This is a genomic window from Flavisolibacter ginsengiterrae DSM 18136, from assembly GCF_059568575.1.
Genome location: NZ_JCANTR010000004.1, coordinates 231,721 through 252,745, shown reverse-complemented (window position 1 = coordinate 252,745; position 21,025 = coordinate 231,721). Strand labels below are relative to the sequence as shown.

The following is a 21,025-nucleotide window of genomic DNA, read 5'->3' as shown; positions in this document are numbered from 1 at the left end:
AGAAAAATATTTTCGACAGGTAAGGCTAAATATTAGTTCATTTGAAAATTGCTGTTCTCATGAAGTGAAGAATCCTGCTTTAATTTCAATTCCCATTTCCATGCAGTACTCATCATGTCTTCGAGTGTACGTTCAGGGTTCCATCCCAGCCGTGTCTTTGCCTTGTCATTGTTGGCATAGATAGCCATGATGTCTCCGGGGCGTCGGGGACCAATTTCATAATTGAGTTTTACGCCACTTACTTTTTCAAAGGCTTTGATAGCTTCCAGTACGGTAACACCGTTTCCTGTGCCCAGGTTGAATACTTCGCAACCACTGTCATTCCGTTCTTCCTGCAGGTATTTGATGGCAAGGGTATGTGCATGCGCAATGTCACATACATGGATATAATCCCTGACGCAACTGCCATCGCGTGTTGGATAATCATCACCAAAGACCATCATCTTTGGCAATTTGCCAATGGCTGTCTGGGTTATAGCTGGAACCAGGTTTTGGGGTTTGCCAATGGGTAATTCGCCGATCAATGCTGATGGGTGTGCACCCACAGGGTTGAAATAGCGTAAAAGTATGGCCTGCGTATTACTTGCTTTTTGAAATTCTCCCAATATCTGTTCTCCCATTTGCTTGGTATATCCATAGGGTGAAGCAGCTGGTTTGGGTGGAGTTTCTTCCGTTACCATTTGCTGATCTGGCTCACCATATACCGTGCAGGAAGAAGAAAATACAAACCAGGGGATAGAGAATTCCTGGACGCATTTTAATAAGGATATAAGAGAGTAAAGATTATTCTCAAAATACATCAATGGCTTTTCAACTGATTCACCTACCGCCTTGTAGGCTGCAAAATGAATGATGCCGTCAATGTCTTCATTTTCCTGGAAGATGGCAAAAGTGTCGTCGAAATTACATAGGTCAACCTTGTAGTTCTTTATAGTTTTCCCTGTGATCTTTTGTACACCTTCCAACACCGCAGGGTTGGATCTGGAATTATTATCAACGCAGATCACTTCGTAACCGTTCTCAATCAGGTCAACGATAGTATGAGAACCTATATAACCGCAACCTCCCGAAACCAATATTTTTGCCATTTGCGAAAGTTAAGCCGCAAACTTCGGAAATTATGCAAGAAAAAAGCGGACGATGTAAAAAATTCCGGCTGCAAGCACTGCGCTGATAGGGATGGTTAATATCCAGGCCCATAATAAATTTATAGTAACACCCCAGCGTACGGCAGACAGGCGCTTGGTAGCACCAACACCCATAATGGCACCGGTAATGGTATGCGTGGTACTAACAGGAATCTTCAATGCTTCTGTAACAAACAGGGTAATGGCTCCTGCAGTTTCAGCTGCTACACCTTCAAATGGTGTCACCTTGGTTATACGTGTGCCCATGGTCTTAACGATCTTCCATCCACCACTCATGGTTCCCATGGCTATGGCTGAATAACAGGCCAATGGCACCCACCACTCCATATGATTAATATTGTAACGTGAAGGATCACTTGCCACCAGGGCAGCCATGATGATCCCCATAACCTTTTGTGCATCATTACCTCCATGCCCAATGCTGAACGCGGCAGATGATATTAATTGCAGTCGTTTGAACCAAAGGTTTGACTTATGCGCATTCAATGTATTGAGCCAGAAAGTGAATACAGCGAAGACCACCAGGATAAAACAAAGCAATATCCATTTGAAGTTCTTGGTATAAAAGAATGCCTGCCAGAAATAAGTTTTATAATGCGTTTTGCCTGCCAGTTCTTTTGGATCCAGTACTAATTGATCATACAGGAACCACACTACAAAAGCTATGACAAGGATGGATACCAGACGGGGCAGGTAATCTTTCCTGAAGGATAATAAGAACCAAAGGGAAATAATAAAGGCAATGAACATACCTACCAGCGGTGCTACAATTATAAAGCTGGCAGTTTTGATAATGGGATCACTATTAATAGCTCCCCAGCCACCAAAAGCTACACCTGCACCTGCAAATCCACCAATCAGGGTATGGGAAGAAGAAGAGGGAATACCAAACCACCAGGTAAGCAGGTTCCAGATGATAGCTGCTATTAAACCAGAGAGGACTACAATAAGACCTATATGACCCGTAACATATTCAGGTTTTACTGTTTTGGCCACCGTATTGGCTACTCCATGGTCTTTGAATATAAAAAAGGCTGCAAAGTTGAACACCGCAGCCCAAATAACAGCCTGGAAAGGAGTCAAAACCTTGGTAGATACGATAGTAGCAATAGAGTTGGCAGCATCATGAAAGCCATTAATAAAATCAAATATTAAGGCCAGGACTATGATGGAGAGAACGAAACTCATTCAAACGGTTTGAAAATGATTGGGAATATAGAATATATAGAACAAGGCCACATTACCATGGTTGCTATATTTTCAGCTCGCAGTTTGGATTATGCGTATTTGATAATGATTGATTCTATTACATTGGCAGCATCTTCACATTTGTCTGTTGCTGTTTCCATCACCTGGTAGATCTCTCTTTTCTTGATAACCTCTTTGGCATCAGGTTCTGTAGCAAACAACCGCTCAATGCTCATATCAAATATATCGTCGGCCTCATTTTCCAGGCTGTTGATCTTAACCAGCGATTCAGTGATCAGCCGCATGTTTTTCATGGTTCTTAGCTCACCTACAGTATTTCGTACTTCATTGGTGCTTTGAACAATGATCTCAGCCAGTTTGTGAATACCTATATCGTTAGGGTTGACCCTGTAAAAGTTTACTTTCTTGGCTGAAGCAAAGATGAAATCAGCGATGTCATCGAGTGCAGAGGCCAGGTAGTGAATATCTTCCCTGTCAAAAGGAGTGATAAAATTGCGACCCAACTCCGTAAACAGGTTGTGTGTGAGCTCATCATTGGCATGCTCCAGGTCTTCCATTTTTGATATAAGGGTTTGACGCTTATCAAAATCAGACTCTGAAACTACCTGGGTAAGTAAAACACCCATTTGTTTTACATTGTCCGCACTTTTTTCAAAAAGATCATAGAAAACCTTGTTTTTGGGAGCGAGCAATTTTGCGAAAATATTCATATTGACATCTTTTAATGGTCGGGGGCGAAGTTAAGTTCAATTCATTGGGTCGAAATGCTTAACGGAAAATTAATAATAACTTAATATAGAGGTAACAAGCGTTTCATAAATCGTGCTAATTCTCTGTTCACCTCTAAGGATTACATTTTTGATGTAAAAAGCTATAGGCCCATCAATCTATAAGATAAATTTTTACTATTATCACTTTGATTCCTACTTGGATTATCATCGGATGAGGTAACAATTCAGTAACATTCCGTTCATCATTCCTTAATTGTGCGTTAACCTTAGGGTAATATGATAGACCGTGCTTTGCCGCAAATAAGACGGAATGATGTTGCGCATATTAAGTTTACTTTTTTGTTTATCTATTGTTTCAACAACCTACGCGCAGTTCCAGAAGTTAAGCGGTAAAGTGTTGAATGATAAAAATGAACCTGTTGCGGGGGTTACTATTAAAGCCTCAGGAGGTGAAGGGACATCAACCAATGTGGACGGGCAGTTTGAACTGAATCTTACCCCAGGCAAAAAATACGCAGTTCGCTTTAGTGCCATTGGGTATAAGGAAAAGCTGGTCAACGATGTGGAAGTGATCACTGGCCAACTAAATGAATTGAACCTGGTTCTGGAAACAGAAAGCAAGAACCTGAACAACATAGTAATAACGGCAAGCAGTAATTCAAGGAAGGAAACAGTGAATTCACTGATCACTTACCAAAAGAATACAAATACCATAGCACAAGTGGTTTCTGCGGAGGCTATACGCCGTTCCCCTGATAAGAATACAGGTGAAGTTTTAAAAAGAGTACCCGGTACTTCTATACAGGAAGGAAAGTACCTGGTGGTAAGAGGCTTGGCAGACCGGTATAACCAGGCTTTATTAAATGGTGTACTTCTTGGTACCACCGAGCCTGACCGTAAAAGCTTTTCATTCGACATCTTTCCTGCTTCAATCATTGACAATATAATCATCAATAAAGCATTTGTTCCCGAATACCCTGGCGAGTGGGCAGGTGGATTGGTGCAGGTGAATACGAAAGATGTACCTGCAGCTAATTTTTTGAGTATACAGGTAGGCACAGGCTTTAACAGCCAGACCATTGGTAAAGATTTTTATACTTATAAAGGTGGTAAGTATGATTGGTTGGGATTTGATGATGGTACGCGTGGATTGCCTGCAGGTTTTCCTACTTCCAAACAATTTACAGCGCTGTCCAGGCAGGAGCAGGTTGATTATGCAAAAAAAATGGAAAACACCTGGAGCACTCAACCGGTTTCTTCAAAGGTATTGCCCCTGCTCAACACTTCATTTCAATTAAGCGGCGGTATTAATACACACATTGGTAAAAACAAGTTGGGAGGAGTAGTTGCATTGACTTACAACAGGAGCATGCGCAACCTTCAATACAACAACAGCATATTTGTTATCAATGAAGTGGACCAGTCAAACAGAAAGTATGACGCGGTGTCAAGCTTTTCCTATTCCAATCATAAATACAGCCAGGATGTATTATGGGGTGGCCTTGCCAACGTGACCTTGCAATTGGGTAATAACAGCAAGATATCCTCTAAAACACTGGTCAACGTAAATGCCACAGATTATGCCATCGACCGTGTTGGAAAAGACTATGAGGGGGCTGCCGGTAATATAGGTGATAATGTAAGGGCAACAGAACTTGCTTTCAGGTCCAATACTTTCTTTAATACACAATTAACGGGAGACCATAATATTCCATTATTGAAGACCAAACTACATTGGTTTGGAAGCTTTGGTATCCTTGATCAATATGTACCTGATCAGAGAAGAATCCGGTACACACAAAATGGTAATGATGCAACCGGTCCTTATTTATTGGATGTTTCATCTTCTCAAACCTCTCAGGTTTCCGGTAGCCGCTATTTTGGTTTCCTGAATGAATACATCTACACGGGTGGTGGCGATGCAAGTAAAACCTTTAACTGGGGTAGCAACAGTCAAACCATTAAAGGTGGGTACATGGTGCAGGTGAAGGACAGGCTCTTTGATGCCAAGCCATTTGCAGTGTATATTCCTGCGGGAGACAACAAGGCCCTTCGCCAATTGCCTGCTGGCCAGGTGTTTGATCCTGCAAATTTTGGTGATGGCAGTGCCACCAGTAATCTCTTCGCTTTTAATGAGCTGACAGGATCACAATACAGGTATGTAGCCAATTCTATTCTTAACGCGGGTTTCCTCCAGTTAGATAACCAGTTTGCTTCCAGGCTAAGAGCTGTGTGGGGACTTAGGGTCGAAGATTTTGACCAGGTAATAGGCAGTATGAATGCTAAAGACCCCCGCCATGTACATACCCGTGTTACAGATTATTTGCCAGCCCTTAACCTTACCTATAAATTAAACAATACTACCAACCTGCGGTTGTCCGGGTCTCAAACTGTGATACGCCCTGAGTTCAGGGAGCTGAGTGATTTTGCCTTCTTTGATTTTGAGCTGGGTGCTACGGTTACCGGGATCAAGTCATTGCAGCGTACAAAAGTTACGAATGCCGATCTGCGTTATGAGGTATATCCACGGGCAGGTGAATTATTTACCGTCGGTTTGTTTTACAAATATTTTAAAAACCCTATCGAGTTATATTTTAACCAGTCAGGTACCGGTAGTTCCAGCACGTTTAACTATATCAATGCTGATAATGCCAACAGTTTCGGGGCTGAACTGGAAATGCGTAAAAAACTGGACTTCAGCCAGGCACTGCGCAACTTCACTTTCCAAAGTAATATTTCCTACATCTATAACAGGGTGAAATGGGAAAGCGCCAAACTGGACAGGCCAATGCAGGGGCAGAGTCCATATGTGATCAACGCATCCCTGCAATATGATCTGAACCGTTCCGGATTTAATACCACCTTATTGTTTAACCAGATTGGCAGAAGGATACTGTATGTAGGTGGAAATGACATTCCACCGGTATGGGAAGCTCCGAGAGCTTTGCTTGATTTTCAAATTGCTAAAAAAGTGCTGAATAGCAAAGGGGAACTTAAGCTGAATATTTCAGATATCCTGAACCAGAGAGCTGTTTATTATCATGACTTGCAGGACGATGGGAAATATTCAGGCAGTAATGCGGATGCCCTTGCCATTGACCGCAAATATGGAACGAATTACAGTCTCAGTTTTTCCTATAACATCAAATAAAAAAATCTTTAAGAATAAAACATGAAAAAGTTACTGACACTTACCGCAATTATTGGTTTACTGAGCAGCGGTTGCCGCAAGATCGAGATGGATGGTGGAACTACTGTGGTGACACCAACTACCGGCACTGAGAACACGATACTTGAAGGACGCATTACAGAAAACAGGACTCTAAAAGCCAATTATACCTATAAGCTCAGGGGATTGGTGTATGTGACCAACGGTGCTGTTTTAACTATTGAGCCAGGCACAAAAATAGTTGGAGAAACAGGTCAACGCGGTGGATTGATAATTACAAGAAATGCCAAGATCTCTGCTGACGGAACTATAGATAAACCCATAATCTTCACTTCAGAATCTCCTACTCCGCAAAGAGGAGACTGGGCTGGGGTAGTGATATTAGGGAATGCCCCGGTGAACTCGTCTTTCAATGGCGTACAGGGCGTGGGAGAGATTGAAGGCGGCATCAATAATAGCGACGGCCTGGGATTATATGGAGGAACCAACCCTGCAGATAACAGCGGTATTCTCCGCTATGTTCGTATTGAATATGCAGGCTATGCTTTCCTTCCGGATAAGGAGATCAATGGTTTGACCTTTGGTGGTGTAGGTAATCAAACGATAGTGGATTATGTACAGGTATCCTATGCCAACGATGATTCTTTCGAGTGGTTTGGTGGTACAGTGAATTGCAAACACCTCATTTCTTTCAGAACATTAGATGATGACTTTGATACTGACAATGGATTTTCCGGTAAGGTACAGTTTGGAATAGTATTAAGAGATTCATCAGTTGCTGATATTTCCAAAAGCGAAGCATTTGAAAGTGACAATGATGCCAATGGAAGCTCTTTAACACCACAAACATCTGCAGTGTTCTCTAATATTACTGCCCTTGGACCAAAGGCCACCCTGGCCAATACAGGTAACAACCTGTTTGTATGGGGAGCGCAGATCAGGAGAAACTCCACAATCTCAATATTTAATTCCCTGATCATGGGATGGCCCAATGGCTTGTATATCGACGCGACCAAAGGCACACCCACAGATAATAATATACCCGGCAGCTTATTTGTACAAAATACAATCATTGCCGGATCGCCTACGTCAGTTCTGTATGGTGCCAGCACTACTGCCCCCACGGGTGCTACTACTGCCAGTATCAATACCTGGTTCAATACCGCTGCATATGGAAACAGCATTCTTACTAACAATACGGATGTAGGCCTGGCTGCTCCTTTTAATTACACTGCGCCTGATTTTAATCCAACCGCTGGCTCGCCGGCTGCTGCAGGGGGCGTATTTACCCACGCCAAACTCAATGGATTGACAAGTGTAAATTATAAAGGTGCCTGTGCAGTGGGTGATACCTGGTGGAAGAACTGGACCAAATTCATGTAATTCATTTTTATAATTAATTGGTTAAACCATCCCGGGACAAACGGGATGGTTTATTTTTGTTGACCCCATCCATCCCACTATGACTTCGTATAAAAGCTTTTGGACGATATATATTCGAAGGCATGTATTAGCCATAATTTAACCTGTATTTGCTGGCCCAGTTTAAATCTAATATCAATTTTTTATACACCTTTGCTGCCCTAAGCATATACATAAAACCGCACACGTGAAAAACATCCTGATCCTTCTTACTACTTTTCTATGCATCAATGGCTTTGCTCAATCATCCGATAGCCTCAACAAAATTAGACTGCGATTACCTAATGGGTGGAGTCTTACTCCTGTAGGAAAAAAGTTGCCCCTTGGAGATCTGCCCCTGAACATGGTCGTGAGCCCGGATAAAAAACTGGTGGCTGTTACCAATAATGGTCAAAGCTTGCAGATGCTGCAATTGTTTGATGCCAGGAAAGAGAAGCAGTTAGATTGGGTGGAAATGGGTAAGGCCTGGTATGGGCTGGCATTTAGTGCGGATAGTAAATCCCTTTATGCTTCTGGTGGAAATGATAATTGTATCCTTCGCTTTAGTATTGTTAATAATAAACTGCAGTTAAAGGATTCAATCAAACTGGGTAAGCAATGGCCAAATAAGATCTCTCCTGCCGGCATTGCATTAGATGATCCCAGGCAGGAACTATATGTAACCACCAAGGAAGATAATAGTTTGTACGTGGTAGACCTGGTGACCAGCAAAGTGGAACATGTTTATCCATTGAATGGTGAAGGATATAGCTGTATTCTTTCTGCCAACCGCAAACAATTATTTATTAGCTGTTGGGGTTGTGATAAGGTGCTGATCTTTAATACAGAGAAGAAAATATTTGATCAATCTATACCTGTTGGAGATAATCCCAACGAGATGGTTCTTTCCAAAGATGGAAAGTATTTGTTTGTATGTAATGCTAATGATAATTCAGTATCCATTATTGATACCAGGCAATTGAAGGTAGTGGAAACACTCAATGCTGCTTTGTATCCTAATGCACCAAGCGGATCTACTACCAACGGATTGGAATTGAGCAAGGATGGAAAAACTTTATATGCAGCTAATGCTGATAATAATTGTATAGCTGTTTTTGATATAACTGTGCCTGGCCGCAGCAGGTCAAAGGGATTTATTCCTGCAGGATGGTATCCCACCAGCGTAAAACTGGTAGGTGATAAACTCTGGGTAGCAAATGGAAAAGGTTTTTCTTCCATGGCTAATCCTCACGGTCCCAATCCAGTATCTTCTAAAGAAAAAGTGTGGCGGCATGAGGGGGATACTGCCTTGCACAAAGGTGTTCAATATATAGGTGGACTTTTCAAAGGCGGCCTTAGTATTATACCTTCTCCTGGTGCCTGGCAGTTAGCCGAATACACAAAAGCTGTATATGGGAATACACCCTACAGCAGTCAAAAAGAAAAAATGGCAGAGGGTGAAATGCAAAACCCCGTACCTGTATCTGCCCATAAAAGCTCTCCCATAAAACATGTATTCTATGTAATTAAGGAAAATCGCACCTATGACCAGGTATTGGGTGATATGCCTGGTGGTAACGGAGATACATCTCTGGTGTTATTTGGGAAAAACATCACGCCCAATCACCATGCTTTGGCTGACCAATTTGTTTTACTGGATAATTTTTTTGTGGATGCTGAAGTCAGTGCGGATGGTCACAACTGGAGCATGGGTGCTTATGCAACAGATTACCTGGAAAAAACCTGGCCTACAAGCTATGGTAAACGCGGTGGCCATTACGATGCTGAAGGGAAAAGAGCCATTGCCAATAATAAAGCAGGCTTTATCTGGGACCATTGCAAGAAATACGGGATAAGCTATAGGAGCTATGGTGAATTTGCTGATGATTATAAACCTAATATCCCGGCTTTGAAAGACCATTACTGTCCTTACTTCACAGGCTTCAATGGAGAAGTAATGGACACCAGTCGCTTTTACCAATGGAAGAGAGATTTCGATTCTTTGCTGTCCATTCATGCTGTTCCGCAATTCAATACAGTGCGTTTTGGAAATGATCATACCAGTGGTTTAAAGCTGGGAGCTAAATCGCCTTTCGCTATGGTTGCTGATAATGACCTGGCAGTGGGTATGTTCATTGACTATTTAAGCAAATCCTCTATCTGGAAGGAATCTGTTGTTTTTATTTTAGAAGATGATGCGCAAAACGGCGCTGACCATGTAGATGCACACCGAAGCACAGCCTATATAGCAGGAGGATTTGTCAAAAGGAATTTTATTGATCATACGCCCTATACTACTACCTCTGTATTGCGAACCATAGAATTGATCCTGGGTTTACCCCCAATGACACAATATGATGCCGCAGCCATACCAATGTGGAGGTGTTTCAATACAATAGCAGACAGTTCCGGTTTTTCCAGCCTGCCTGCCAATGTTGACCTGCTGCAAAGAAACCTGGTTAAAAATAAATGGCAGGAGCGTTCTGAGACCTTTAACCTTACAAAGGAGGACGCCATTCCTGACCTTGAATTCAATGAGGTCCTATGGCATGCGGTTAAGGGTGAAGGAGTTGCTTTTCCCGGGCCAAAGCGGGCTGCATTTGTTCAATGGTCACAGGATGAAGATGATGAGTAAGAATAGTATGCAGATATAGAAATTGATTATGCATACAGGGTTAGTAATACCATAAATTGACATGATTATTTGAGCTAATGGCAGACCTCGCCACGTAGATTATACAGGTATAAATCCGATTGCCTGTCATTAGCAGGGAAGTTATCTTGCAGGTCCTGCCAATATCCTTTTTAAAGGACCTTTTTCAACCCTTAATCATGTTAAAAAGAACGCGTGTCCTTGTAGTGGACAGTGACCTGCATAATCTTTCCCGGATTTATTTATCGCTTATCCATAAAGGATATAAGGTAGAAGCTTCTGAAGATGGGCTGGAGATCATCCAGCGTATAGAAAGATTTAAGCCATCCATTATGATCATCCATGAGCATACAAGGAATATTACTCCTGAGATCTATTCTTTTATGGAACAAAGCAGGAAACAGATCATCCTTATCAAAGCAAATGATGAGCCCAAACCCTTCAGTTCAAGGCGCTTGCAGGTTGTAAAAATGCCTGAGGATATCAGCTATTTTGACAGAAAAATACGTGAGATACTAAGCCTGGTGGATTAAATACCTAATACATTGTCCTCAGGGCATATTTAATGTCCTTACCTTGGATTATTTACAATTACTGCACGTAGGAATCTCAGCTTTCAGTGGATAATTCAGCGTCGCTGGCCTTTTCTTTGGCCACATGAATGATCTCTTCGGCTACCTGGTGTATCTGTTTCAGCCGTTGATAGTTGACAGAATAAAATATGAATTTACCCTGTCTTTCGGTTAAGACAAAACCTGCTTTTCTGAGAATGGCCAGGTGTTGGGAAGCTACAGACTGTTCAAGCCTGAGTTTAATAAAGACTTCCGTAACAGTCATACGTACATTCTGGTGCAGTAACTGGAGAATTTGCCGCCTTAGTGGGTGATTGACAGCCCTGAAGATTAAAGCAGCTTTTTTGATTTGAATGACCTCAATAATGAGCTCATTTTCGTTAGATGTTTGCATTTTGGTGCGTTAAGCTATAGTAAGATAGAAAATCTTTATGATATATATCATAATTTTCGGCAGGAAGGCGATTTATTCCGTTAATTAGGAATCTTCAGGAACTTATAAATGAAAAAAGTTTATACCTGCCTGTAAGATATAAATAAAAAAAAAGCCCCCGGCATTTGCAGGGGGCCAGTAATATAACCAGGACGATTATTTCACATTAAAACTAATGACCCTGTCTCCCCAAAGCAAAGAAACCTTGCCAGATTCATCAATCTTGTAAGTTAGTTTTTCCTGTGAAGTAGAGGATGTTCCAGGCTTAACTTTTACCTGGAGCGCATCCTGATCTTTATTTTTATCATGGTCAAAAGCTCCCCAGGTTTTCCAGACTTTATTGAAGATGATCGTATAATCAGTTCCATTATCCATCATGAAAAGCGCATATTTTCCTGCAGGCAATGATTGACCTTCAACTTTTACATCTTTATTGGTTTCGAAAACCGTGGCTTCATTGGCCCCTGCACGCCATAATTCTCCCTGTTTAGGCTCCACATCTTTTCCAATAGTCCTTCCTTTTAATGAAGGTTGGCTGTAATCAATGCTGATGGTAGCACCTGATTTTATCTTTTGGGTAACCTTTGCAGGAGGGCTGGGACGTTTGGTTTTATCCTCCTGGGCTTTTACAGAAGCCGAAATAAATAACGCAGTACTTAATAAAGCAAGTGAGAAAATACTTTTCATAGCAAAGTTTTTATATAGGAAAGTTAAGTACAGTAAAGCAGAAATAGAGATTAAATTCTGTTTGATACATGTAAGGTCAAAATTCATACTTGACAGGTACACTGGTATTCTATGATCGGGGCAATGTATAAATCCAGGCGGCCACCTTTATTGATTCTTTTCTATGATCTTTTCTGCCAGGTTTTCATCATCAATGCCATCGGGAATGAAAAAAACAATGGCCGCTCCAATAAAACAGGCATACGAAATGTATATGCTTATGTAAGCAAGCGGAATGGACACCAGGTATACAAAAGCTACTATATATGATTTGGTTTTTGCTTTTATAGAAACAACCCTGATCTTTTTATTCATGGCCCTGTCCTCTGACTTATGAACTAATTCTTTCTTAATAGTATAAGACCGCATAAATGCAAAGGCTACGGTTGTCATTAACATTACAAAACCATACACTGCTAACGATTCCGAAAGCCGGGGGTTGGCACCAACTACTGCAGTTGTTATGGGTATTAGGCTCATCCAGAAAAGAAAGATCAAATTCAGCCACAGTAGCTTTTCGTCAGTTCTTTTTAATAAATGGAACATATGGTGGTGATGGATCCAAAAGATACCGATCATCATAAAACTAAAAGCATAGGAAACAAAATAGGGTATGATCTGAACGAGGTAATGGCGCATCCCCCATTCAGTATCTTCGTGTTTAAAGTCGGGAAGCTTTAAAGCTAATACCATGATGGTAATGATTATGGCTATGACACCATCACTAAACGTTTCTACCCTGGTTGTGCCGATCTTCATGCATACAGTACTTTAAGTCTGCTGCTTCATACCAGTTAATAATCATGCCATTGCTGAGGCACATCACGTTATTAAGGCAATTCAATCTTTCTTTTTAACACTTCATCTCCTTGACTCTTTACTTCAATCGATGGTTTTATTTTCTTGCTGCTTTAAATAAAACGTTTATGAGAAAGATATTATTTACACTTTTATTGGCAGCGCCTTCAGCGAGCTACCTGGCTGCCCAATCTTTGCCAACTTCCGCTGATTTCAAAAAGCAAATGGATAATTACAAACCAAAGCTTGGAATAAAGGTTGGCTATAACTGGTCATACATTACAGGCAATGCGGAAGGATTAAAGAAAAACAACAATAATGGCTTTATGATAGGTGCATTTTATGCACCAGCATCAAAAGGCATGGGTTACCGCTCCGAGATCATCTTCTCCAGGCAGGGGTACACATTTGATAATGGCGGAAAGAACACTGATGTTCAAAATGACTACATCTACCTTCCCCAGTTAACCACTTTTACCATTGCCAAAGTTTTGCAATTGCAGGCCGGAGCACAAATTGGTTATTTATTAAAATCAAGGACTACTACCAATTCAAAGGATAGTTCCGTTACAGACCTGATGAATCGATTTGATTACGGCTTCGTAGGTGGAGTGGAAATATTCCCCTTCAAAGGATTATTGATAGGTGGGCGGTATAACCTCGGGTTGGGAAAACTTTATAAGAAGATGTACAGCGAGCCTTCGCCCTTTCCACTGCCTTTTAATCCTGAGACAACTGATTTTAAAAACGGATTGGTTCAATTATATGTAGGCTATCGGTTTTAATAAATCTTTAAGGTTGGCAAGGGTGGATGACTTTAGGCGAAAGTTAAATGATCATTCAATTTCTGCCCTTGCTTCCTTTCTTGAATTGATAGTAAATCCAATAGTGGTTCCAACACCTTCCTTGCTTCTGACATGAAGCGTGTGTCCATGAGCCTCGATGATATGCTTGCAGATAGCAAGGCCCAGCCCGGTACCTGTAGCGTCTTTATTACGTCCTTCCGTGGTGCGGTAAAAACGTTCAAATATCCTGTCCAGGTATTTCTCCGGAATGCCAATCCCATCATCACTTATTTCTACCAGTATGTTTTTACCATCTGTGTCGTACATGCTGGCTACCACTGATCCATCACTTTTGCCATACTTGATTGCATTGTCTACAAGATTCAGGATCACATGTCGCAGCTTTTCTTTGTCTGCATATACTACCAATGGTTTTTCGCAGCCTTTTTTAATGGAAAAGGAAATGTTTTTTTGTTCCGCTTTCCAGGAAAGACTTTCAAAAACTTCCCTCACGAGGTCCTGTACAACAAATGATTGTTTGAATAGTTTGATCTCTCCTCTTTCAAGTTTAGATATCTCATCCAGGTCTCGGATGAGGGATACCAATCTTTCTACGTTCTTTGCGGCTTTTTCCAGGAAACGTTTGTTGACCTCGGGATTTTCCATTGCGCCCTGTAAAAGGGTATCCACATAACCCTGGATGGCAAATACCGGGGTTTTAAATTCATGGGAAAGATTTTGCAGGAATTCCTTGCGAAAGACTTCGTTATTTTTTAAGATTTCAATTTCACGGCTTCGCTGTTCTGCCCAGTCTTCCACATCTTCTCTTACTTCATCAATACTTTTTTTAGGAAGGATATACTTGTAGTACATCTCTTCTTTCTTGGTAGCCTTTGTTTGATTGATGAATTTATAGATCAGTTTTATTTTACGGAAGATGAAATTTTGGATGATAGAGAAAATAAGAAAATAACTCCCGGTAAAAATGATGACAAAGGCTACCAGCCCATCCATCCAATCTTGTTGCAGCACATAAATTCCAATACTGATCGGAATGGATAGTATGAGAGCAGTTAAAGCGGAAAGCTGTTGAGGTGAAAGATTTTTTTTATCAAACATGGTTTAAAATAATAACTGCCCGGGCTGTTACATTAATTCAAACTTATAACCAACGCCTTTGACGGTGGTAATGCAGTCAACTCCAAGTTTTTGCCTGATCTTGCGTATATGCACATCGATCGTTCTGTCGCCAACTATTACATCATTTCCCCACACCTGGCTAAGGATCTCATTGCGCAGAAATACGCGGCCGGGTTTAGTAGCCAGCAGGTATAATAATTCAAATTCCTTTTTGGCCAGTACGATATCTTTTCCATCATATTCCACCAGGAACTTCTCAGGGTCTATGATCAGGTTGTCAACAGTGATAATGTTATGTTCGGGCTTTTTGATGCGCCTGAATAAGGCATTGACCTTGCTTACAAATACATTAGGGCTTACCGGCTTAGTCACATAATCATCAGCGCCTGTGCTGAATCCTTTCAATTGGGTGGCTTCGTCGCTTAAGGCTGTCAGAAACATGATCAGCGTGTCTTTATATTGAGCCTGAGCCCTGAGCAGCTCGCAAACCTCCATTCCATTCTTTTTAGGCATCATCATGTCCAGCACTATCAATTCAGGCTGCGTCAATTTCGCTTTATCCAGCGCCTCATCTCCGTCTTTGGCTGTGATCACTGAATAACCTTCTTTTTCAAGGTTGTATTTTAAGATCTCAATAATATCCGGTTCATCATCAGCGATCAATACTTTTCTACCCTTACCATCCATGGGCTTATATGTTTAGGCAAACCTACAGGAATTGGGATTATTTGGCTTTACTTAATGCTTTTGGTAACAAATACTTAATGATAAATTAATGAAATGGCTGCTACCAATACACCCTCTGCAACGTAAATGCTTTATTATCTGTCTTTTAAGAATTGTGAATCCTTAACCGGGCTTTAAATGTTCGGGTATTAAATTTGTACTATGAGGCGCATGGTTCTAACCTTACGATTACTATTGACAAGCTTTCCGATCCTGATGAGCTTGATTTCCTTTTCCCAAACTGATAAAACATGTAAACCTCCAATTGGCAGGGCTTTATGGCATGACCGTATTGACAGGGAACAAAGGAATGCTTTAAAAGCAGATGGAAAGGCCGACCAGGTGTTCTATACAGGTACAAATGAGGATATTAATTACTATGTAACCCAGGCCCTGGTGCACAGAATAGATGGTATTCAATGTAAAATAGAAAGCGATAGCTTATTGGGTGACCAAAAGAAAAAAGGTTATTTGCTGGGAGTGGAAAGGATCCTGAAAAGTTTTACCTCAGGCTTCAGAAACCGCCAGTTTACACCTTCCCGCCTGCCAACCTTGCTCGATGCCTTCGAGCTTGCCATGGAAAAGGACAAAAAAGGTGAATCTATAGAACCAGTGATAGAAGAAAATGCTTACGAGGTGAGTAAGGTCCTTGTAGGATGCCAGGCTTTTGACCGTAACCCGGGTATTAAAAACGCTGAGAACATTTTACTCCTTAAATATTGTACGCTTCATCCTGATAAGGTATTTATTACTTTGAAAGACAATCCCGATGTTCCTTTCCGCGATAGTCTTATAAAGCTTGCCGGATACAAGAACCCCAGGTACCTGTATGATTTTGCAGCAGCAAACAACCGTTTGGGTTATGCCATTAGAAAAATAGATGATCCCTTTATTCAGACGGTTTCTAAAATGGCAACGAGCGGCGGAAGCGGACAGTTATATTTTCCCTTCCTGGATAACCTGATTAAGGGTAAGATGAAGCTGAGTGATATCGATGCTGTAAAATCTGATGATGCCAAATATTACAAGCTGCTGGTTAAAACCAGGATGGAATATGTGCAGCGCACATTAGAAGGTGAGAAGATACTGGAAATGGAATCCCTTTCAAAAATGATGGAAAAGAAAGGGAATGAAGTGTATACAAAAGAGATCAATGCATTGCATGAGTCGCCTGATGCTGTGCGCTTTAAAATTTTGTACACACTGACACCACAGGAATTGTATTACCTGGTCATTGCCGGTGAAACAGAATTGTACACCTCCAGTTATGTGAAAGGCATTTACCCGATCATGATGCAGAAGATCGGCAACAAGGGGGATTCACTCCTGATGAGTGTTGGATTTGACAGGTTCAAGAAGTTTATAAAAATGGCGGCAGGTTACAATACCTTATCCGACTTTTTAAACACTTTCCCGGATAAAAAGCAGGCGCAGGTGCTGATGACAGCCTTTGTAAACAACCTGGAGAAATCTGAGGGACTCGAGGATGGGGTGGATGTAGCAGATTCCTATGCAAGTATCCAGGAAACCATCAAACCAGTGGCTGCGGACATGTTAAGTAATGTCAGGTTGAATTATGACCGCAATGTGGCTGCTGGTAATAAAAGAGGCATGGTGATCTATAACCTGTTGAACAAATTGTTCCGTTCTTCTTCAGATAGTTCGGTCAACCTTTCCCAGGAGTTTGGTATACCGCCGGTGTATTCAGTAAGCTATGAATCATTGGTAACGGATTCAGCCCATGAAGTGGTAACACAGGTTTTCTTCTATGGGGATGAAGACGGCAGGATGAACTATTCACGCTTTACACCTCAATTTTCCAATGGCAACTGGAAAAAGATACAGGACAATAAATACTGGATCGCTTTTGCTTCCACCAAAGGAAAGCCTATCGTGATCTATGCCAATAAACCCCTTGATGAACAGTCAGGAGAATTGGATAAGGCACAGGAAAGTTTAAATAATTACCTGGCCTCAAAAAGTATTGAACCTACGATAGTAGTACACAGGGGACATAGTTATTATGCACCATATACCATTCAACAAATCCAGCCGGCAGCCAAGATCGTTTTTCTTGGATCCTGCGGGGGCTACCACCTGATACATGATGTTTTGGCTCATGCTCCGGACGCTCATATCATTGCATCCAAACAAATAGGAAAACAGGTGATCAATCAGCCTTTTATGGACTTGCTCAATGAGAAGCTGCGTGTGGGATCAAATGTTGACTGGATGCCCTTCTGGACAGAGTTCAGGGCAAAGGCAGGAAAAGTTGAAGGATTTGATGATTACATCCCGCCTTATAAAAACCTGGGTGCTATATTCATAAAGGCATATAAAATTGCTATGGGCGATGAGGGTGATGATTAATTCCGTTGAGTATGGTCTTAATAAATAACTGGTATTAAATAAGGTAATGAAGTAAGTTTTTGATGAATGGAAAGCGCCCATTCACCATTGCTTTTTTCTTTCCTTCTAACTTTACCGTAAAGATTGACACTTGAGCACAGCTAAAAAGACGTTTGATATTGCACTGCTGAAAAGGGTTTTACAGTTTACCAGACCATACAGGAAGGTGTTTATAGGCTCCATTGCAATGGCTGTTCTTTTAGCCGCTTTTACACCTGTTCGTCCTTTCCTGATTCAATATACTGTTGATAAATTCATTGGAGGCAAGAAACTGGACTGGGTCATTTATATTACAGTGATCCAGGTTGTTTTCCTTTTAGTGGAAACCGGATTTCGCTTTTACTTTTCCTATATCACCACCTGGCTGGGCCAGGCAGTGGTGAAGGATATGAGAACTAAAGTGTTTAAGAAAGTGGTCAATCTTAACCTGCGCCAGTTTGACCGAACACCTATCGGCACATTGACCACACGTACCGTCGATGATATTGAACGAATCAATGATATATTCTCAGATGGCCTGATCCCTATTATTGCGGATCTCCTCTCCATATTGTGCGTGCTAGGTATTATGTTCTGGACCGATTGGAAACTTACACTGGTATGTCTCATACCTTTTCCTATTATCATTTTAGCTACCTATTATTTTAAGGAAAGTGTGAATCGTTCATTCCATAGGGTGAGGAATGCGGTTTCTCATTTGAATGCATTTGTACAGGAGCATATTACTGGGATGTACATTGTACAGTCTTTTGCTGCTGAAAAAAGGGAAGCAGATAAGTTCAGGGAGATCAATAAGGAGCACAGGGATGCCAACATCAAAGCCATTTTCGCTTATTCCGTATTCTTTCCCATTGTGGAAATTGTGCTCGCCCTTTCCATGGGACTGATAGTTTGGTTCACCGCCCGTGAAGCACTTTCATTGCAGGTAAGCCAATATGGAAAAGTAACTGCCTTTATTCTTTACCTGAACCTGATCTTCCGGCCTCTCAGGGTTATAGCCGATAAGTTCAATGTGTTACAAATGGGAATGATAGCCAGTGAAAGGGTATTCAAAGTGCTGGATAATGAAGATTTCCTGGCACCATCACCAAAAGAGGCTATTGCTATTATCCCTAATAAGGGGAAAGTGGAATTTGATCATGTTTGGTTTGGCTACGATGAAAGCCATCCTGTATTGAAGGATGTTTCCTTTACTGCACTCCCAGGTCAGACCATTGCAATAGTAGGACATACCGGAAGTGGTAAGACCACGATCATAAGCCTGCTAAACAGGTTGTACGAAGTCAATAAAGGAGAGATCCGTATTGATGATATCCCGGTGGATAAATACAAGCTTGATATTCTCAGGAAAAGTATTGGGGTAGTGCTCCAGGATGTATTCCTTTTCTCCGGCTCCGTAATGGATAATATTACCCTCATGAATCCTGAAATCCCCAGGGAAAAAGTCATTGAAGCTGCAAAACTCATTGGAATGCACGATTTTATCATGCAATTGCCGGGTGGCTATGACTACAATGTAATGGAGAGGGGGGCAACTCTATCCGTGGGTCAACGCCAATTATTATCCTTTATCAGGGCATTACTATATAATCCTACTGTTTTGATCCTCGATGAGGCTACTTCTTCAGTGGATACGGAAAGTGAGCAGATGATAGAACATGCTATCGATACCCTGATTGCCGATAGAACTTCCATTGTCATTGCCCACAGGCTCTCAACCATTCAAAGAGCTGATAATATCATTGTCCTTGATAAAGGCGAGATCAAGGAAGTGGGTAATCACGGTGAACTGTTGGAAAAAGGCGGATTCTATTCAAAACTTTACCAGATGCAGTTTGAAACCAAGGCCGTTTCCGTTTAATGTGATAAAGGGTATTTTATTAAACTCCTCAAATAGCGTTCTTGCCCTTTAGGTAGTCCCCTGTGCAGGGCTACACAATATTAATCCTGTATTGCAGTTTATAACAAGTTGAGAGCCATGCCTGAAGGGGCTATATTAAAATTAATTGTAGATTAGATAAAATTTGCTAACTGTTTATGCAGCGTATTGTAATCACCCTTATCACCTTCCTTTTTTTGATTTCCTGCCAGAAAGAAGTGAGTCTTGAAGCAGGCAAACCTTCCTCCGGATCCCTGCAGGATAATGGAGGGGATTGTCTTCCTAAATTGGTTGGCGGAACATTCGAAGCTAATAAAGCACTGACTGATAGTAATTATATAGATGTTACGCTGTCTGTTTCCTTAACAGGAACCTATCGTATTTACAGTGATACCGTGAATGGTTATTATTTTGCCGGGTCAGGAAGCTTTGGCAACCCTGGCACCAATACTGTCAGATTGAGAGGAGTTGGAAAGCCTGTTTCAGAAGGTAATGACCTCTTTACTATTTATTATGATAGTAGTTTTTGTTCCATCCAGGTTCCCGTTGTGCCGGCAGGAACACAACCAGCCACGGGTGACCATTTCATTCTTACCGATAATAGTTGGTGGAGCTATGCCACACCCATCCAGGGAGATACATTGAAAAGGACGATTGTGGGCTCTGCCACGGCTGCAGGTGTCACTTACAAAGTGTTAAAAGAAAAGAACGGGACTAACGTATATGATGATTCCCTTTATGTACGCAAAAGCGGTAATAACTATTACGAACTCAATTATTCTGACTATTACAGCAGCTTTTACTTCGATACCCCGGTTCTTGACAGCCTGCTATTTTTAAAAGAAGGACTTGTCACAGGCGATACCTGGACCTCCAGCGAATATACCGGAACGGTAGGCGGAGTGGACACTAAGCTTAAATATCTCTTTAACGTTATCAATGCCAATGCTACAGTAAGTTATAACGGGCGCACCTATACCAATGTGTACCAGGTCAGTATGAAAGCCCAGAAAAGTGAAAACGGAGGTGCATACACTAATGATGTAACCTGGACCAATTATTATGCTCCGGGGGTTGGATGGATATACCAGAAATACGATGATGGCACACAGGCATTTGAGTTGCCCATACGCTATTTCAAGGTTTTCTAAGCATGTCTTTTCACTGCTTTTTTAACAGCTATAAGCTGCTATAATTATCTTAAATAAGCCTTCAATTTTGGTGCTGCTCCCTTATCTTTGCGCCA

General features: G+C 41.4%; 16 protein-coding genes. 8 read left to right on the top strand and 8 right to left on the bottom strand.

Annotated features, from left to right (window positions below; translation table 11 throughout):
* Positions 1-32 precede the first annotated feature (32 nt).
* From galE to BP74_RS06600, 3 genes are all read right to left on the bottom strand, one after another.
* Entirely contained in the window at positions 33-1,088 is a 1,056-nt protein-coding gene (gene galE / locus BP74_RS06610; RefSeq protein WP_496372304.1) for a UDP-glucose 4-epimerase GalE, read from the bottom strand.
* A 30-nt stretch (positions 1,089-1,118) separates the two neighbouring features.
* Positions 1,119-2,336: an inorganic phosphate transporter gene (locus BP74_RS06605; protein ID WP_496372302.1), complete on the bottom strand. Its 1,218-nt coding sequence runs from the start codon at positions 2,334-2,336 to the stop codon at positions 1,119-1,121.
* An 89-nt stretch (positions 2,337-2,425) separates the two neighbouring features.
* Positions 2,426-3,067, bottom strand: coding sequence for a DUF47 domain-containing protein (locus BP74_RS06600; protein WP_496372300.1), 642 nt, complete (start codon positions 3,065-3,067; stop codon positions 2,426-2,428).
* A gap of 331 nt (positions 3,068-3,398) precedes the next feature.
* On the opposite strand from BP74_RS06600, the gene BP74_RS06595 reads away from it, so the two are divergent.
* The 4 genes from BP74_RS06595 to BP74_RS06580 all read left to right on the top strand — a co-directional run bounded on the left by BP74_RS06595 (position 3,399) and on the right by BP74_RS06580 (position 10,844).
* Positions 3,399-6,239 (top strand): TonB-dependent receptor, encoded by a 2,841-nt coding sequence (locus tag BP74_RS06595; RefSeq protein ID WP_496372298.1) that lies wholly within the window; start codon positions 3,399-3,401, stop codon positions 6,237-6,239.
* A 21-nt stretch (positions 6,240-6,260) separates the two neighbouring features.
* Positions 6,261-7,640, top strand: a complete 1,380-nt coding sequence (locus BP74_RS06590; RefSeq protein ID WP_496372296.1) for a beta-helix domain-containing protein — start codon at positions 6,261-6,263, stop codon at positions 7,638-7,640.
* Positions 7,641-7,866: 226 nt separating this feature from the next.
* On the top strand, positions 7,867-10,293 hold the full coding sequence (locus tag BP74_RS06585) for a bifunctional YncE family protein/alkaline phosphatase family protein (RefSeq protein ID WP_496372294.1): 2,427 nt from the start codon (positions 7,867-7,869) through the stop codon (positions 10,291-10,293).
* 197 nt (positions 10,294-10,490) lie between these two features.
* A complete protein-coding gene (locus tag BP74_RS06580; protein WP_496372292.1) occupies positions 10,491-10,844 on the top strand; it encodes a hypothetical protein in 354 nt (117 codons plus the stop codon).
* A gap of 76 nt (positions 10,845-10,920) precedes the next feature.
* On the opposite strand, the gene BP74_RS06575 is transcribed toward BP74_RS06580, so the two are convergent.
* From BP74_RS06575 to BP74_RS06565, 3 genes are all read right to left on the bottom strand, one after another.
* On the bottom strand, positions 10,921-11,277 hold the full coding sequence (locus BP74_RS06575; protein WP_496372290.1) for an ArsR/SmtB family transcription factor: 357 nt from the start codon (positions 11,275-11,277) through the stop codon (positions 10,921-10,923).
* A gap of 195 nt (positions 11,278-11,472) precedes the next feature.
* Positions 11,473-12,003: a DUF2911 domain-containing protein gene (locus tag BP74_RS06570; RefSeq protein WP_496372288.1), complete on the bottom strand. Its 531-nt coding sequence runs from the start codon at positions 12,001-12,003 to the stop codon at positions 11,473-11,475.
* Between the two features lie 147 nt (positions 12,004-12,150).
* Positions 12,151-12,801 carry a TMEM175 family protein gene (locus BP74_RS06565; RefSeq protein ID WP_496372286.1) on the bottom strand — a complete coding sequence of 217 codons (651 nt, stop codon included), beginning with the start codon at positions 12,799-12,801 and terminating at the stop codon, positions 12,151-12,153.
* A 167-nt stretch (positions 12,802-12,968) separates the two neighbouring features.
* On the opposite strand from BP74_RS06565, the gene BP74_RS06560 reads away from it, so the two are divergent.
* Entirely contained in the window at positions 12,969-13,625 is a 657-nt protein-coding gene (locus BP74_RS06560; RefSeq protein WP_496372284.1) for a porin family protein, read from the top strand.
* A gap of 51 nt (positions 13,626-13,676) precedes the next feature.
* On the opposite strand, the gene BP74_RS06555 is transcribed toward BP74_RS06560, so the two are convergent.
* Both BP74_RS06555 and BP74_RS06550 read right to left on the bottom strand, forming a co-directional pair.
* Entirely contained in the window at positions 13,677-14,744 is a 1,068-nt protein-coding gene (locus BP74_RS06555; RefSeq protein WP_496372282.1) for a sensor histidine kinase, read from the bottom strand.
* A gap of 27 nt (positions 14,745-14,771) precedes the next feature.
* Entirely contained in the window at positions 14,772-15,452 is a 681-nt protein-coding gene (locus tag BP74_RS06550; protein WP_496372280.1) for a response regulator transcription factor, read from the bottom strand.
* 201 nt (positions 15,453-15,653) lie between these two features.
* Here BP74_RS06550 and BP74_RS06545 point away from each other — a divergent pair, with 201 nt between their 5' ends.
* From BP74_RS06545 to BP74_RS06535, 3 genes are all read left to right on the top strand, one after another.
* Positions 15,654-17,861, top strand: coding sequence for a hypothetical protein (locus tag BP74_RS06545; RefSeq protein ID WP_496372278.1), 2,208 nt, complete (start codon positions 15,654-15,656; stop codon positions 17,859-17,861).
* Between the two features lie 130 nt (positions 17,862-17,991).
* Positions 17,992-19,761 carry an ABC transporter ATP-binding protein gene (locus tag BP74_RS06540; protein ID WP_496372276.1) on the top strand — a complete coding sequence of 590 codons (1,770 nt, stop codon included), beginning with the start codon at positions 17,992-17,994 and terminating at the stop codon, positions 19,759-19,761.
* A gap of 176 nt (positions 19,762-19,937) precedes the next feature.
* Positions 19,938-20,930, top strand: coding sequence for a hypothetical protein (locus BP74_RS06535; protein WP_496372274.1), 993 nt, complete (start codon positions 19,938-19,940; stop codon positions 20,928-20,930).
* Positions 20,931-21,025 lie beyond the last annotated feature (95 nt).